Below are 13,766 nucleotides of genomic sequence, written 5' to 3' on the forward strand. Positions count from 1 at the left end.
CATTGCCAATGAGGAAGTCACTATGAATGCAAAAGTCTGGCTGGTAGGCGCGGGCCCTGGCGATCCGGAGCTGTTGACCCTCAAGGCGGTACGTGCCCTGGCCGAGGCCCGGGTGGTACTGATCGATGACCTGGTCAACCCGCAGATCCTCGAACACTGCCCGCAGGCGCGGGTGATTGCCGTGGGCAAGCGCGGCGGCTGCCGCTCCACGCCGCAGGCGTTCATCCAGCGCCTGATGCTGCGTCATGCCCGCCAGGGCCGTTGCGTGGTGCGCCTGAAGGGTGGCGATCCGTGCATCTTCGGCCGTGGCGGCGAAGAAGCCTGCTGGCTGCAGGCGCACGGTGTGGAAGTCGAGGTGGTCAATGGCATCACCGCCGGCCTGGCGGGTGCCAGCCAATGTGGTATTCCCCTGACCCTGCGCGGGGTCAGTCGCGGCGTTACCCTGGTTACCGCCCACACCCAGGATGACAGCCCGCTGAACTGGCAGGCGCTGGCAGCGGGGGCCACCACCCTGGTGATCTACATGGGGGTAGCGCGCCTGGCCGATATCCAGCAGCAATTGCTCGCCGCCGGAATGCCCGGCAACACGCCGGTGGCGATGATCGAGAATGCCTCGCTGCCCCAGCAGCGCGCCTGTCGTAGCCAACTGCACCGGTTGCTGCAACGTGCCGCCACCTTCGAACTCAAGAGCCCGGCGGTGCTGGTCATTGGCGAGGTGGTCAATGCCGCCAGTGCGCTACAGCTGCAGCCACAAGCGCTCGACAGTACGGCGCTCGACCTCCTCTTCACTCAACCAGATGCGCCGCTTGCGCTGCTCGCGCAGTAGCGGTATCTGATCGTCATAGTGCTTGCCGGGGCTGCCATCGGCGGCGATAAAGCCGGATTGCCCTGGCGCCGCCAGCTCGAAGCCGGTCACGTTGCGCCCATCGAGCACGACCATGTTGTTTTCCGTGCCCAGGTTCATGCTTGGCGCCAGGGCATGCTCTTCGCTTTCCAGCGCTTGTGGAACGCCGAGGAAGTTCTTGTGGGCAAAGCGCAAGGTCGAGACCCCCTGGCGCCAGGCTGCCACCTGCGGACCCTGCTCGCGCTTGAGCTGGGCGACGCTCAGGCGCAAGGCCTGGAGCATCAGCTCGTCGACATCGCGCCCCTTGAACAGATCGAACGGCAAGGCCTCGCCCTGCTCTTTCGCCCGGATCGCCCGGTACAGGACCTTGGTCCCTACTGAAATATTGTGGCTGCCCGGCGAGCTGGCGCCAGGTGCGCTGTAACCGCTGTCGGTAAACCAGCCGGCCTGCGCGGGCGGCAGTTGATCGGCCAGGGTCAAGCTGAGCATCTGTCCAAGCCAGAGACGAAAAATCGCTGTGGCGGGCTGGTCGTAGAAACCGTCGCGATTGCTGTCCAGGTCTTGATAATCCCAGGCCGCCAACGCCTGGCGGACCGCTGCAAACTCCGCGGGCGAACGCTCGCTCAGCGCCAGCAAGCGCGGCACGAAATAGCGCGCATTGGGGTCCTCGAACGCGGCCTCCATCATCAGGCTCCAGGCTTGCTCCGGGGTGAAGCGGGCCTGCTGCAGCCGCCCGTCGAGAACCTCGTTACGATCGGCAGCGCCCCAGGCGTACCACCACTGGTCCGGCCCCGGAAAGCCTTCTGCAGGCTTGTTGTTCCAGTTGGCAATGTAGCCGCTGGCCGGATTGAAGACCTGCGGATTGGAAGCAAACGGCAGGAAGCCCTGCCACTCGTAGTTGCCATCGCCCGGCATCGGCAGGCGATTGTCATGCCCTTGCAGACGCACCGGATAACGACCGCCAAGCGCATAACCGATGTTGCCTTGCTGGTCGGCGTAGTACCAATTGACATTGATCGCCGAGCGCTCGACCTGGGCCAGCCACTGCCCATGGTCACCAGCCTTGGCGACCTTGTTCCAGGCCATCAGGGTCGCCAGCTCCTGGCCCTCCCAACCGCGTCGGCGGGCGTAGGCCACGCCCTGGTCGGGCAGATGCTCGAACACCGCGCCCTGGACGCTGCGATACACCGTCAGTTGCTCGGCCTCCTCACCGTTGACCAGGATCCTTTCGACACGCTGTTCAAAGTCTCGGTAACGCCCCTGGAACCAGTACTGGTTCGGGTTCTGCGGGTTGAGCTGAAGTTGATAGACATCGACGTTGTCACCTGCGCCCCAGGTGCTGCCCCAGGATATCTGGCGATTGTGCCCGAACTGGATCAGCGGGTAACCAGACGGGCTGTTACCAACGGCATCATAGCCCGCCCCGTGCAGGCCGACGGAGTAGGTATAGGCCGGCTGGAAGAAGCCGAACTGCGGGCCGTTGACCATGATCGCCCGGGCGTCCTGACTCTTTTGCGCCCCCAGCACGATGATGTTGCTGAAACCGCGCCCGACACTCGGGTCAACCCCCTGAACAGCACGCACGGGCAGCGGTTGCCCAAGCGCCTTGTCGCCCGCTCGGAACACCACGGCTGCGCTGCGCCGCAACGGGTCCCACTCGCCCCGGGCAATGGTCGTCGGCGCCTGTGGGTCATCACTGGTCAGCAGCAGCTCGAACAAGGCCTGGCCAGGTTCCAGTCCGTGTTTTTCGATCAGCCCCGCCAACAGGTTGTGGTTATCCAGTTCGGTGTTGTAGTCACCAAAACGGTTGATCATGGAGCCGACGTAAACCATCGCCACATCGAAGGCCGTCCAGCGCTCGGGAGTGAAGCCGTGCACCGTGAAAGGCTTGGGCAACAAGGTGCCGGGCTGCTGTTCGACTTCGCCAAGGTGACGATTGATGCCATCGGCATAGCCCTGGAGTATCTGCAGGTCATGTGGCGCCAGCGCTGCCAACTGCTGGGCAATGGCCTGGGGCGAATACTGACGGCGAATAGCCTGGTCGAAGGCCAGATACTCCCGACCCAGCACCTCTGCCACCCGGCCCTGTGTGGTGCGCCGTGACATCTCCAATTGAAACAGACGATCCTGGGCGATGGCGTAACCGTAACCATAAAACAATCGGTACGGGCTATTGGCGTAGATATGCGGCGTGCCCCATTCATCGCGCTTGATCAGGATGTCACCCTCGGGCAAGTGCGGGGCAAGCTGACAGCCCGCCAAACCCATGGACATAGCCAGTACCACCTGCAGACGTAACACGCGACCCATAAACCCTCACATCGAGATACAGATTATCAATTTTATTTATGAATACTGTATCTCTTTAGCGCGCCTCCTCCGCCCGGAAAAGTTTGACCACGGGTTACAGAGCCTCCTCTACGAGACCCTGGACTAAACTGATTGCACTCCGCAGGGACGTGAGAGCGACAGTAAGTACTCGGAGCCTACTGTACTTCGGAGGAACCGATCATGAGTGTTACCGTTATCTGGAACTGGCCCAATTCCGTGCGGGCGCCCAAACGCGAGACCATTGGCAACCTGCTGGCGCGATCGCGGCATTACCGTCATCCCGACTCTGCACAAATTGCCTACCCCAAGACCGTAGAGATACCGCTGGGCACCTTGCCCAATGGGAGCTACCGCATTGCCATCGTAGGAGCGGGAACCGCGGGCATCACTGCGCTGTATGAACTGGCGCGGCTGGCGGGCCCAACCAAGCACATTGTGGTCGACCTGTTCGAAAGCGACCCCGACCACTTCCTCGCGCCTGCGCACCCTTCCACCCACTCGATCAGTACAGATCGGCTTAGAGCCGGCCGTGTGAGTGCGGCACATGCTTTCAGAAGCGGCGAAACCACCGCCAGCTCTGTGTATGAAGTGGGTGCCATGCGCTTTCCCGAGATTGCTGGACTGACCTGGCATTACGCGGCAAAGGCGTTTGGAATGGAGACCACGGTCAATGAATTTCCAAACCCAGGCAAAGTCCCAACCGAGTTTGTCTTTGGCGATCGCGTCGACCGCTATGAGAACGGTGTATGGCTCGACCCGGCGTCCCCCACCCGGGCCGTCTTTGCCCTGGTGATCAAATATTTTCCTGGCGTGGATATCGACAACGGCGAGCTGACGGGCGCTGCACTGTTCAAGATAGGCGGTCGCGATCCAGCGGTAGTGGCCGGCCTCCTGGCCTCGGAGAACACCCCTATACCTGATCTGGAACAGATCGGAAGGGACTGGCAAGCGTTCGTTGCCAGCCATGACCACACAACCCTGGCAGGTGCCATCCGACAGATTATGGAACACGCCGGGAGTAAAGGTGAGCTCCCCAATATCCCCGGCCTGGGGGCGGCGGAGACAGTCAATTATTGTGTAGAGCTGTTTGGCCGATTCGGTTTCGGCACCGGCGGCTTCAAACCGCTGTACAACATTTCCCTGGTGGAGATGATGCGCCTGGTGCTCTGGGATTACAGCAATGAGTACACCTTGCCGGTTGCTGAAAACAGCCAGTTCATCCGCCGCTTGTACGAGCAGTCCCGTGATATCGGCGGACCCAACCTGCAGATCAACTTCATCCCGGGCCGGGTCTGTGATGCCTATCATCATTTTCCTGCAGATAGCGGCTCACCCCGCCGTGCCAAGGTCTGGCACTACCCAACAGACAACTCGGCGCTCATCGAGAGCGAGCATGACTACGTGGTATTGGCGATGCCTCAACAGCAACTGACCCCCGTGATACGGCGCAGTGGCTTCAATCCGCAGGGTAGAGTGCATACCCGGGTCGGTGATGACCACCTGGGTTTGCCTACAGCCTCAGCCACCCAGGTTTACCCGGCACTGCAACTGGACCTCGCTACCCGCTCGGCCACCGAGCGTATTGTCAGCGCCATAGGGCAGTTGCACATGACGCGATCCTCGAAAGTGTTCGGCCTGATGTCGGATGTGGATGCAAACGACCCGCTCATCCCCCGCTTCCAAGGCAGGCCGATTCAAGCCATCGTCAGTGATACCGGTCTGTCTGCCAGCTACATGGTGCCCAGCACCCTTGGCAATAGCGACTACCTGAGTTTTCTCGTCAGTTATACCTGGGAAAATGAAACCACAGTGTTGCAACAAGACTTCGGCGACTACCCGCAAAACCCGCAATCGGCGGACGATCACGCCAGCGCCCATCAGATGTACCGGACCATGATCAACCGCGCGGATCATGACGTGTACGACCCTCAAACCGATAGCTACCAACGCTGGTGGCTGAGCACGCTGCTACCCAGGACCCAGGCCCAGAGCCATTTCGTCTACGACTGGAGCACCAATGGCAGCGCCGGTGGTTTCAAGCTGGATATGACAGGTGACCACTACCAGAGCAATTTGTGTTTTCGCTACCACACTCATGCTCAGAACCCGTCACTGAACAACCGCTTCTTCCTCGCCTGCGACAGCTACAGCCACCTGGGAGGATGGATTGAAGGGGCGTTCATGAGTGCGATCAACGCGGTGGCGGGGGTAATCGTGGCAGCCAACAGCGGCCAGGCGACCAGCCTGAACCTGGAAGCACGCAAACTGTTCACCACCCTGGATCCGGTTGCCTGAGGGGCAAATCGCAGGCAAAGAAAAGCCCGGCCTAGGCCGGGCTTTTCAGTAGGGCTTCAGACCAATTACTTGGCTTGGGCTTCTACTTGAGCTTCTACGCGACGGTTAACAGCGCGACCAGCGTCGGTGGCGTTGTCAGCAACCGGACGGGTTTCACCGTAGCCAACCGACTCAACGCGGCTCGACTCAACACCGTACTCGCTGGTCAGAACCTGCTTGACGGCGTTTGCACGACGCTCGGACAGCTTCTGGTTGTAAGCGTCAGGACCGACGGAGTCAGTGTGACCTTCAACGGTGGTGGTGGTCTGTGGGTACTGCTTCATGAAGTCAGCCAGGTTCTTGATGTCGCCGTAGCTGTTCTGCTTGACGACCGACTTGTCGAAGTCGAACTTGACGTCCAGCTCAACGCGTACGACTTCGGCAACAGCCGGGCAGCCGTCAGCGTCAACGGTAACGTTGGCTGGGGTGTCAGGGCACTTGTCGACGTTGTCGCAAACGCCGTCGTTGTCGCTGTCGGCGCAGACTTCAGCAACTGGAGCCGGAGCAGGAGCAACCTTGCCACCGCTACCACCGAAGTTCAGACCCAGACCAACGGTCGGACCCCACTCGGTGTTGCCGTTGTCGATGTTGTACATGGCTTCAACGCCAGCACGGGCGAAGAACATGTCGGTGATGTACCACTTGGCGCCAGCGCCCAGGTTGGCGAAGGTGGAGTGGTCACGGCCGTTGTTGAAGCTCTGGCCCAGGCTCTCGTGTGCGAAGCCGGCCGAAACGTACGGACGCAGTGCGTCGCCGACGGTACCGAAGTGGTAGGTAGCGTCCAGCTTGGCCTTGGAACCTTTGATGTCCTTGTTGAAGACATCGCCACGAACGTTGTGAGTTTCGTTGTAGCCCAGATCCAGGGACAGGTCGTCTGTCAGGAAGTAACCGAGGCGAACACCAGGGTTGGTGCCGTCGTTCTGAAAGTTGCGCTCGCTATCGTAGTACTGCTTGGTAACGTTGCCTTCAATCTCGACCGCGCCTTGGCCTTGTGCCAGAGCGCCGAGCGAAGTTGCGGCTACAAGAGAACCAATGGCCAAGCCCAAGGTGTTTTTCAATTTCATCCGTTAAATCCCCATCTGGTGATAGTTAAGCAGTCCCACCAACATCCGGGGGACAACTCGACGACAAGTCTAGCAGAACTTGCCGGTACGTTAGAGATATTTGCGCGCGACTAAGTTTCAGCCAGGCCCGCAAATTTCTCACGTAGCTTGTCAAGCGCACGCTTGTACCGCATTTTCGTTGCGCTCAGGCCCATATGCATGATATCGGCGATCTCCTGAAATTCCAGTTCTGCGACAAATCGTAGCACCAGGATTTCACGGTCAATCGGATTCACATGCACTAGCCATTTATCCAGCCCGCCTTTCTCTTCCGGTTTTGGCGCCTTCTCTTCCGAGGCTTCCTCGAGTGGATCAAGACTCAAGGCATCCATCAGTCGACGCTTGCGCCGCTCCTTGCGGTACTGGGTGATGCATTCGTTGTAGGTGATGCTGTAGAGCCACGTCTTGAACTTGGATTTACCCTCGAAGTTCTTCAGGCCATAGAGCACCTTGAGCATGACCTCCTGACAGACATCGTCAGCGTCCCGATCGTTCCCCAGATAACGCGCACACACGTTAAAAAGAGTCCGCTGGTAGCGTCGCATGAGCTCCTCATACGCGCGAGTAACATGAAACAGCTCCTCATGCGAACGCGCCACCAACTCCTCATCGGTGAGCTCGCGGGGGTCGTAACGCATGGGCAGCGAGTGAACTTTATTCAAATCGAATCTGGCCGACAGTCAGGTCAATGTCGCCGCTCGCCCCTACCCGGGGCAATTTTGCGGCGGCATACATTAGCAGGATTTGGCCGGTTAGCGGCTATTGACTCGCTGCTCGAGCAGAATCCGGTTGGACAATGACACTAATTCGCCATCATCTGTCAGCAGGGTCGTCTTGACCGTACCGATCTCTTCGATCTGCCCTTCAACCTCTCCAACTCGCACCTGTTGGCCGACTTGATACAGCTCGCGCACGTAGATCCCGGCCAGGATTTGTCCGGCAATTTCGCGACTTCCCAGGCCCATTGCCAGGGCAACCGCCAGACCAACGGTAATCAATCCAATGACGATTACATGGTTGAGCAAGTCGGTTTTGACCTCGAGCTGGCTAATTGCCACCGAGATACTGATGATGATGACCAGGCCCTGGGCGATGCGTCCGACACCGGCGGCATATTCCAGGCCGATGCCTTCGGCGGCACCACGGACCAGACCGTTGACCAACTGCGCCAGCAATACCCCCGCCAGCAGCACCAGGGCTGCACCGAATACCTTGGGCAGGTACAGGGCAAGCATGTCCAGGGTCGCGGATACCCGCTCAAGGCCGAGGGATTCAGCGGCCGAGACGAGGAAAATCAGCAGCACGAACCAGTAGACGATCTTGCCGATCAGGGTCGAGATCGGTACCTGGATGCCGACCCGGCTGAGCATCTTGGTCAGGCCGGTGCCGGCCATCAGGCGGTCCAGCCCCAGTTTGGCCAGCAGCTTGGACAACAGGGTGTCCAGCAGCTTGGCAACGACGAAGCCCAGCAGCACCACGACCAGTGCGCCGAACAGGTTGGGGATGAAGTTCGCCACTTTGGTCCACAGCGCGGTCATCGCGGTGACCAGGCTCTGGGTCCAGAGATCAAGTTCCATAGTCAATCGGCCTTATCAGCTTTATGAGCGGTAGCGTTACGGCGGACCGGCGCGACATGCGCCGAGCCATTGTTCACGGCGATCATCAGCGCCTGGCTCCAGCGGCCCAGCAGGCTGAACAGATCGCCCGCGCCGACCTGGCGGTTGGCGGTTTTCAGGACGCGCCCAAGGCAGGCAGCGTCGTCACGGTCCTGGCCGGACGGCGAAGCCTTGAGCAGGTCTCGCAGGGATTCTTCAAACGGATCGTGCATAGGCACCTCGCGCAATATCTGTCAAAGACGAGGTCGCCTGCACATGGGTCACATGGACCGGGCAGACAGTTTGTGACCAGATGTTCAGCATGCGCACCGGCTCACACCCAGCGCAGCCGGCGGAACAACCACCACTGCCCCAGCGCCAGACCCAGCACCAGCAGGCTGGCGAAGAGAAAACCATAGGGGCTGTCGGCACCGGGAATGCCGCCAACGTTGATCCCCAACAGCCCGGTGACGAAGCTCATGGGCAGGAAGATGCAGGTGATGATGCCGAAGCGGTACATGGTCCGGTTCATCCGCTCGGCACGCCGACGGTCCTCGCTTTCCAACACCAGGGCCGCCCGCTCGCGGGTCAGCTCCAGCTCCTCGAGGTAACGGATCAGGCTGTTGTTCAGCTCGTTCCAGTAATCGGCATCGTCTGCGGCGAACCAGCTCCACTTGTTGCGCGCCAGTTGCGCATAGATTTCCCGCTGCGGCGCGAGAAAACGGCGCAACCCGGCGGCGCGCCGGCGAATCTGTTGCAGGCTGCCCTGCTCCGGCGCGTACCGTTGGTCGACTTCGAGCTTCTCTTCTTCCAGATCGACCACTTCCGACAGGTCACTGACCAGCGCCTGGACCTTCTCGGTCAGCAGTTGCGCCATGCTCAGTAACAGCTCGGAGGCGGTTTTCGGGCCACGCCCCTCGGCCAACTGCTGCAGCAGTTCGTCACTGGCGCGCAAAGGCCGCAGGCGCAGCGAGATCACCCGCTGCGCCTGGGCGAAGATGCGTACCGAAACCATGTCCTCGGGCTCGGCCCCCGGATTGAGGTTGACCCCGCGCAGAAACAGCAGCATCTGCTCATCGGGGAGCGGCAACAGGCGAGGTCGGGTGTTTTCTTCAAGGAGCAGGTCGCAGGCGAACTCGTTCAGGCCACTGTCGTGGCGCAGCCAGGTCCGGGTTTGCGGGTGACTGCGATCCCAGTGCAGCCAGAGGCTTTGCTCTGGCTGCAGCTGGAGGTCGTCCAGTTCAGTCCGGGCAATCGAACGCGCACCGCCTTTACCATCGAGCACCAGGGCGTGAACCAGCCCCCACTGCGCGTTTTCTTCCTCGAACATTCCTGCTCCAATCAGCGGTTTAACTGCTTATTCCGGCATTTTCAGCGGACTTGGCGAAACGATCACACCATTGTTGTCGGCATAGACGTACTCGCCCGGGCGGAAGGTCACCCCGGCAAACGTCACCACCACGTTGAGATCGCCAATGCCACGCTTGTCGGTTTTCATCGGGTGGCTGGCCAGGGCCTGGACCCCCACATCGGTTTGTGCCAGGACATCGACATCGCGCACGCACCCATAGATCACCAAGCCTTCCCAGCCGTTCTTGGCCGCTTTTTCGGCGAGCATGTCACCCAGCAGCGCCCGGCGCAGCGAACCGCCACCATCGACCACCAGCACCTTGCCCTTGCCATCGAGGTCAACCTGCTCCTTGACCAGCGAGTTGTCTTCGAAGCACTTGACGGTGACGATCTGCCCCCCGAAGGAGTCGCGACCACCGAAGTTGCTGAACATCGGCTCCAGCACCTGTACCAGTTCAGGGTAGGCGTCACACAGATCGGGCGTAAGGTAATGCATGGGTAACTCCTGTCGATTGCCAAGACAATGGATGTCGCACTGCGGCCATCACACCACAAAAGGTCAGTTGCTAGCCATACCCGGGCACAGAAGAATCCAGCAATGTGCTGGCTGCAGGTAGCGAACGCATGGGATTGTGCAGCCATTGTTCAACCAGCGGCCAGACCTGGACCTGGGCCGGCTTGCTGACCAGCATATCGACGTGGCCGAAGTTGTCGAAGCCCTCTTCGCGCCCCAGGCGAACGAACTGCTTGTGCTCGCTGCCCACTTGCTCGAACAGCTTGCGGCAGGCCCATACCGGGTCCTGGTGATCGCCAGCGGCGGCCACCGCCAGTACCGGTACATTTACATCGGCAAGGCCGGCCCACCAATCGCGGTCCTTGTCGCCGAAACGACCGAACAGGCCGAACCAGCGCATGCTTTCCAGGGCCAGGCCAATCGGCTCGTCCTCCGGGCCGCGCTTGAGCCGCGCGCCGGAAATCTGCGCGAAGCGCTTGAGCAGCAGACGCCCGCCCCACTCCACCGGGGGCAGCTTCAAGGGCCAATAGGTGCGACTGACCTGGGTGCCGAAGAAGGCGGCGCTGGCCACCAGCTCATCGTCCAGGTACTGCCCGCCGAGGGCGGCGGCCAGGGTGGTGCCACCCAGGGAGTGGCCTAGCCAGTGCGCGGCACGGCCGCTCTGTTCACGGACAAAGGCGCCGATCACCGGCAGGTCGTAACGGGCATAGTCGGCTACCCGGTTTTGACGGTAATCCTGGTTGCGCGGCGACAGGCCGTGGCCACGCATCTCCGCAATCCAGACATCGAAGCCGGCACGTGCCAGGTAGGCGCCAAGGCCAATACCCCGGGGCGAATACCAGAAGCGTCGGTTGGAAAAGCTGCCGTGCAGCAGGATCACCGGCGTGCCACGCACGTCGGACTGGTCGGCCAGCCCCAAGCGGGTAATCGCCAGCTCGACGGTGCGATCCGGGCTGTTACCGGCCTTGATCCGGTAGACATCCTCGCACAGATCGCCCCGGCGCTCGGCACTGAGCAGGGCCACGGGAAAAAGGTTACTGCTGCTTTGCATAGGGCTCTTGGACAAAAAAGGGCGGGATCCATTGCTGGAACACGCCCCGGAATATCAACGAAAACCCTGCTCGCCAGGCTTGGCGAACAGGGTTTTCAGTTCGGCGGATCAGATCGCGCCCTGGCCTTCGGCGAGGAAGAACCAGGTCTCGAGCACCGAATCCGGGTTCAGCGAGACGCTTTCGATGCCCTGCTCCATCAGCCACTTGGCCAGATCCGGGTGGTCCGATGGACCCTGACCGCAGATACCGATGTACTTGCCAGCCTTGTTACAGGCCTGGATGGCGTTGGCCAGCAGCTTCTTGACCGCTGGGTTACGCTCGTCGAACAGGTGAGCGATGATCCCCGAGTCGCGGTCCAGGCCCAGGGTCAGCTGGGTCAGGTCGTTGGAGCCGATGGAGAATCCGTCGAAGTACTCGAGGAACTCGTCAGCCAGGATGGCGTTGGACGGCAGTTCGCACATCATGATCACACGCAGGCCGTTGACGCCACGGCCCAGGCCGTTCTCGGCAAGCAGGTCGACGACCTGGCTGGCTTCGCCCAGGGTGCGCACGAACGGCACCATGATCTCGACGTTGGTCAGGCCCATCTCGTCGCGCACGCGCTTGAGGGCGCGGCACTCGAGCTCGAAGCAGTCACGGAAGGATTCGCTGATGTAGCGCGAGGCGCCACGGAAGCCCAGCATCGGGTTCTCTTCTTCCGGCTCGTAGAGCTTGCCGCCGATCAGGTTGGCGTACTCGTTGGACTTGAAGTCCGACAGACGCACGATGACCTTCTTGGGCCAGAACGCAGCAGCCAGGGTGCTGATGCCCTCGACCAGTTTCTCGACGTAGAAGCCGACCGGATCGTCGTAACCGGCGACGCGCTTGTCGACGCTCTCCTTGAGCTCGGCCGGCAGGCCGGCGTAGTTGAGCAGCGCCTTGGGGTGCACGCCGATCATGCGGTTGATGATGAACTCCAGGCGCGCCAGGCCGACACCGGCGTTGGGCAGCTGGGCGAAATCGAACGCGCGGTCCGGGTTGCCGACGTTCATCATGATCTTGAACGGCAGCTCCGGCATGGCGTCGACGGAGTTCTTGCGCACATCGAAGCCCAGCTCACCTTCGAAGATGAAGCCGGTGTCGCCTTCGGCGCAGGAAACGGTCACGCCCTGGCCATCCTTGAGCAGCTGGGTGGCGTTGCCGCAACCAACGACCGCCGGAATACCCAGTTCACGGGCGATGATGGCCGCGTGGCAGGTACGGCCACCGCGGTTGGTGACGATGGCGCTGGCGCGCTTCATCACCGGCTCCCAGTCCGGGTCGGTCATGTCGGAGACCAGTACGTCACCGGCCTGGACCTTGTCCATTTCCGAGACGTCCTTGATGATCCGCACCTTGCCGGCGCCAATGCGCTGGCCAATGGCACGACCTTCGACCAGCACGGTGCCGGTTTCCTTGAGCAGGTAACGTTCCATGACGTTGGCCTGGGCGCGGCTCTTCACGGTCTCAGGACGGGCCTGGACGATGTACAGCTTGCCGTCGTCACCGTCCTTGGCCCATTCGATGTCCATCGGGCACTTGTAGTGCTTCTCGATGATCATCGCCTGCTTGGCCAGTTCGCTGACTTCGGCGTCGCTCAGGCAGAAACGGGTGCGGTCGGCCTTGTCGACATCGACGGTCTTGACCGAACGACCGGCCTTGGCTTCTTCGCCATAGACCATCTTGATCGCCTTGCTGCCCAGGTTACGGCGCAGGATGGCCGGACGACCGGCTTGCAGGGTGCCCTTGTGGACGTAGAATTCGTCGGGGTTGACCGCACCTTGCACGACGGTTTCACCCAGGCCGTAGGCGCCGGTAATGAACACCACGTCACGGAAGCCCGACTCGGTGTCGAGGGTGAACATCACGCCGGCGGTGCCGGTTTCCGAGCGCACCATGCGCTGCACGCCTGCCGACAGGGCGACCAGCTTGTGGTCGAAGCCCTGGTGCACGCGGTAGGAAATGGCGCGGTCGTTGAACAGGGAGGCGAACACTTCCTTGGCGGCGCGGATGACGTTGTCGACACCACGAATGTTCAGGAAGGTTTCCTGCTGGCCGGCGAACGAAGCGTCCGGCAGGTCTTCGGCGGTGGCCGAGGAGCGCACGGCGACGGCCATGTTCGGGTTGCCCTGGGACATGTGCTCGAAGGCGGTGCGGATTTCGTTGTTCAGACGCTCGGGGAACTCGGCTTCCATGATCCATTGACGGATCTGTGCACCGGTACGGGCCAGGGCGTTGACATCATCGACATCCAGGGCGTCCAGCGCGTCATGGATCTGCGCGTTCAGGCCACTCTGCTCGAGAAAATCACGGTACGCCTGAGCCGTAGTGGCAAAGCCGCCGGGAACCGATACACCGGCACCCGCGAGGTTACTGATCATCTCGCCCAGGGATGCGTTCTTGCCCCCCACATGCTCCACATCATGGACGCCGAGCTTATCGAGGGAAACTACGTACTCTACCAAGGTGATCTCTCCACTAACTGTGTTGGAAAAGCTCAGGTCGCCCGCCTGCCTGCTCTGAGACTGGGCCGGGCGCTTGTGGCCTGGACCTGGAAAATAAGTGAGAATGCCGAACACGATGTTCGGTAAACCGAACCTATCATATCCAAGAATTCTCACCAGC

At 61.1% G+C, this 13,766-nt stretch carries 11 protein-coding genes; 2 read left to right on the plus strand and 9 right to left on the minus strand.

Features of this window, described 5'->3' with window-relative positions:
- Positions 1–22 precede the first annotated feature (22 nt).
- Entirely contained in the window at positions 23–826 is an 804-nt protein-coding gene (gene cobA, locus ACIQUS_RS09895; RefSeq protein ID WP_403046162.1) for a uroporphyrinogen-III C-methyltransferase, read from the plus strand.
- Here cobA and ACIQUS_RS09900 read toward each other — a convergent pair.
- Positions 737–3,118, minus strand: coding sequence for a penicillin acylase family protein (locus ACIQUS_RS09900; protein ID WP_403046164.1), 2,382 nt, complete (start codon positions 3,116–3,118; stop codon positions 737–739). The genes cobA and ACIQUS_RS09900 overlap by 90 nt on opposite strands.
- A 237-nt stretch (positions 3,119–3,355) precedes the next feature.
- Between ACIQUS_RS09900 and ACIQUS_RS09905 the strand changes: the two genes are divergently transcribed.
- Positions 3,356–5,470 (plus strand): hypothetical protein, encoded by a 2,115-nt coding sequence (locus tag ACIQUS_RS09905; protein ID WP_403046166.1) that lies wholly within the window; start codon positions 3,356–3,358, stop codon positions 5,468–5,470.
- A gap of 65 nt (positions 5,471–5,535) precedes the next feature.
- On the opposite strand, the gene ACIQUS_RS09910 is transcribed toward ACIQUS_RS09905, so the two are convergent.
- The 8 genes from ACIQUS_RS09910 to ppsA all read right to left on the minus strand — a co-directional run bounded on the left by ACIQUS_RS09910 (position 5,536) and on the right by ppsA (position 13,606).
- Positions 5,536–6,573 carry an OmpA family protein gene (locus tag ACIQUS_RS09910; RefSeq protein WP_403046169.1) on the minus strand — a complete coding sequence of 346 codons (1,038 nt, stop codon included), beginning with the start codon at positions 6,571–6,573 and terminating at the stop codon, positions 5,536–5,538.
- A 110-nt stretch (positions 6,574–6,683) separates the two neighbouring features.
- On the minus strand, positions 6,684–7,250 hold the full coding sequence (sigX, locus tag ACIQUS_RS09915; RefSeq protein ID WP_036990388.1) for an RNA polymerase sigma factor SigX: 567 nt from the start codon (positions 7,248–7,250) through the stop codon (positions 6,684–6,686).
- Positions 7,251–7,364: 114 nt separating this feature from the next.
- Positions 7,365–8,189 (minus strand): mechanosensitive ion channel family protein, encoded by an 825-nt coding sequence (locus tag ACIQUS_RS09920; protein ID WP_285862428.1) that lies wholly within the window; start codon positions 8,187–8,189, stop codon positions 7,365–7,367.
- A gap of 2 nt (positions 8,190–8,191) precedes the next feature.
- Positions 8,192–8,440, minus strand: coding sequence for a CrfX protein (locus tag ACIQUS_RS09925; RefSeq protein ID WP_403046172.1), 249 nt, complete (start codon positions 8,438–8,440; stop codon positions 8,192–8,194).
- Positions 8,441–8,541: 101 nt separating this feature from the next.
- Positions 8,542–9,537: a zinc transporter ZntB gene (locus ACIQUS_RS09930; protein WP_403046174.1), complete on the minus strand. Its 996-nt coding sequence runs from the start codon at positions 9,535–9,537 to the stop codon at positions 8,542–8,544.
- A gap of 27 nt (positions 9,538–9,564) precedes the next feature.
- Positions 9,565–10,053, minus strand: coding sequence for a ribonuclease E activity regulator RraA (gene rraA, locus ACIQUS_RS09935; RefSeq protein WP_403046177.1), 489 nt, complete (start codon positions 10,051–10,053; stop codon positions 9,565–9,567).
- Positions 10,054–10,123: 70 nt separating this feature from the next.
- Complete coding sequence (locus tag ACIQUS_RS09940; RefSeq protein ID WP_403046180.1) at positions 10,124–11,122, minus strand: alpha/beta fold hydrolase; 999 nt, start codon at positions 11,120–11,122, stop codon at positions 10,124–10,126.
- A gap of 108 nt (positions 11,123–11,230) precedes the next feature.
- A complete protein-coding gene (gene ppsA, locus ACIQUS_RS09945) occupies positions 11,231–13,606 on the minus strand; it encodes a phosphoenolpyruvate synthase (RefSeq protein ID WP_403046182.1) in 2,376 nt (791 codons plus the stop codon).
- Positions 13,607–13,766: the final 160 nt, after the last annotated feature.

Origin of the sequence: Pseudomonas sp. NPDC090755 (genome assembly GCF_044769005.1) — a bacterium.
Classification (GTDB): Bacteria; Pseudomonadota; Gammaproteobacteria; order Pseudomonadales; family Pseudomonadaceae; genus Aquipseudomonas.